The organism is Aquimarina sp. AWH4_224, assembly GCF_056160245.1.
The window spans coordinates 1-2,597 of record NZ_JBSWWU010000033.1; the positions used below are offsets into that span (position 1 = coordinate 1).

At 34.3% G+C, this 2,597-nt stretch carries 2 protein-coding genes; one reads left to right on the forward strand and one right to left on the reverse strand.

All coding sequences use genetic code 11. The features are described 5' to 3' along the window. Nucleotides 1-694: hypothetical protein (locus ACXAGJ_RS24545; RefSeq protein WP_474843811.1), on the reverse strand; the 694-nt coding region annotated here is incomplete at its 3' end. Nucleotides 695-1,041: 347 nt separating this feature from the next. Between ACXAGJ_RS24545 and ACXAGJ_RS24550 the strand changes: the two genes are divergently transcribed. Continuing rightward, nucleotides 1,042-2,115, forward strand: coding sequence for a hypothetical protein (locus tag ACXAGJ_RS24550; protein WP_474843813.1), 1,074 nt, complete (start codon nt 1,042-1,044; stop codon nt 2,113-2,115). The last annotated feature ends 482 nt before the right edge of the window (nt 2,116-2,597 follow it).

Here is a 2,597-nt window from a genome sequence, read left to right on the forward strand (position 1 = left end):
TGTTCTGAGCATTATTATTCTGAACATTGTTGTTCTGAGCATTATTATTCTGAACATTGTTGTTCTGAGCATTGTTGTTCTGAGCATTGTTGTTCTGAATTGGTGGTGCAGCCAATGCTTGTAATTGTACGTGTCCTATCCCAGCCCCAGGGTTTCTTAATGCCTGTATTTGTCCCAATAGTTGAAGTTGTTGCTGCTGTAACTGTAATATTTGACCATTCAATTGATTCATAATAGCAATCGTTGCTTGATCACGACCTGCTACATTATTAGTTAAGAAATTATTTATACTGGCTAATGCATTTTGAAAGTTAGGTGGGTTTTGATTAATGTCATTCATAATATTTGCTCTATCTTGACCATTAAAATTCACATTTCGTAACACCCCTTGATTGTTAAGATTTAATAACTCTTGATTTACTACTGCTCTTACGCTTTGTATTGTAGGTGGCTGCTGATTAGGTAACAAAGGGATCTGACGTCCAGGGCCATTCCAATTATTATACCGCATGATTTCGTGTTGTGCAGCCGTAAAATGTGCTCCCGCTTGCCGGATTCTTCCTAGCATTTGTCTGTGGTTATTGTATGTTTGTGTTAATTGTATTTCTTGCGCTCTCAATTGTCTTTCTTGCTGTTGTAATTGAGCGATCTGAGCTTGAATTGGATTTTGTCCTGGATTAACTGCTGTTGCCATACTTATTTTGTTTTAAGATTTATAATATTATTGATATTGCTTATAACAATCTAATATCAATTCATATGTGTCGATCTTGAAGTACTTCTCTGTTTTTATATTAAAAATATCAGATTGCTTTTGCTAAAGTATGATCGAGAAAAGGTTATTTAAAAACTCAAGTAATAATTGGAGGAACTGAAGTAATATTCGATCGCCGGAAATACAATCCATAGATACATAAGCAATGACAACCCACTTATTCCCATAATTATCCCAGGTATTACTTTGTGATATGTATTAGAGGAAAGACCTTCTAATTTGGTTCCAGAATTTAAAAATATAAGAACCTAAAAAATTAAGAAATTATGGGATATCAGGATGATTTTTATACAAAAGATAATATTGTAGGATATACTGGAGATATCGATAACAATCCAACGGTCTATTTTATGACTGAAAATGATGGGCAGTTAACTGTTGGACATATCACGCAAAAACATGATAACAAAAAAAATGAAGGAAGAGAAACAGTAAAAACTTACTCAACAAAGGAATACAGTCAAAAAAATGAGTATTGTGTAGTAAATAAGAATGGAGAAGCAATAATACTAACAGATTTTAATGAGCGAAATGGCACTAATTATACCAAAAACGATAAAGAAATAAAATTCGACAAGGAAGTATATAAAATAGAATTGGTTTCTGTAGAAAGATTTGGAAAAGAAAAACTACCCCATATTAGCCGAAATCCTTTTACACCAGTCGAAAAGGGAAAAGCACCAAAAGTTTTAGAAGGATGCTTAAAAAAAGAGAATGAAAAACTATTTTGTGTAGAAAACAGAATAGCAGAAGAGAAAAAAATAGAACGCGAAAAAAAACTAAATCCAGGATTTGACAATGACTTAACTCTTGAAGAAATTTTAAAGTATGATTTTAAAAAAACTACAAAAATTGAACCAAAGAAAAAACCGGAACTTCCTATAGTTGCTAGTAAAGACATGGTTCAAAAGAGAAAAACAGAAAAAGATACAAATAAAACAGAACTTGAATTTTCTTTAGATGATTTTATGCCCAAATCAAAAAAGGAGACCAACAAAACACAACCCGAAGTCTCTTTGGATAATTTTATGCCTAAATCTAAAAAGGATACGAACAAAGTGCAACCTGAAGTTTCTTTAGATGATTTTATGCCTAAATCTAAAAAGGAGACCAACAAAACACAACCTGAAGTTTCTTTGGATGCTTTTATGCCTAAATCTAAAAAGGAGACCAACAAAACACAACCTGAAGTTTCTTTGGATGCTTTTATGCCTAAATCAAAGAATAATCCGGTAACAAAAGTAACGAGAACTGCTCCTAACACCAGAATTCAACGGGATAAAACAAATAACACCAGACAAAGACGAAACAGTTCTAAAGGTCCTTCGAAGCAGTTCTAAGGGTTATTAATAGAAAATAGGTTTCCTTATATTCAGGGAATCGGCCGGCCAACAAAACTGACTAAAGAGAATGATATACTTCTTTAAAATGTAAAATTAAAAGTTGCTAGCTTTCTTTTGGTAGTGGGAGCGGGATTCCCTTCGACTCGTACCTCAGTATTGCACTGAGCTAAGTCGAAAGGCTCGGGAGAAACTTCTCGTCTTGTCAAGATTGATTAAAAGTTTCAACAATCAAAAAAGCCTCAGATAATTCTGAAGCTTTCTTTTTAGTAGCGGGAGCAGGACTCCCTTCGACTCGTACCTCGCTCAGGATAAACTTCTCGTCCTGCCAAGTGGTAACAACACTATAACAACAAAAAAAGCTTTACATTTCTGCAAAGCTTCTTTCTTCGTAGCGGGAGCAGGACTCGAACCTGCGACCTTCGGGTTATGAGCAGAATCTCGCACTTTAACAACCCTCTGTTTACTAGCCTCTTACAATT

What these genes read in the sequence shown, in the direction of transcription:
- ACXAGJ_RS24550 (WP_474843813.1), top strand. Translation starts at nt 1,042, where the DNA reads ATGGGATATCAGGATGATTTTTATACAAAAGATAATATTGTAGGATAT.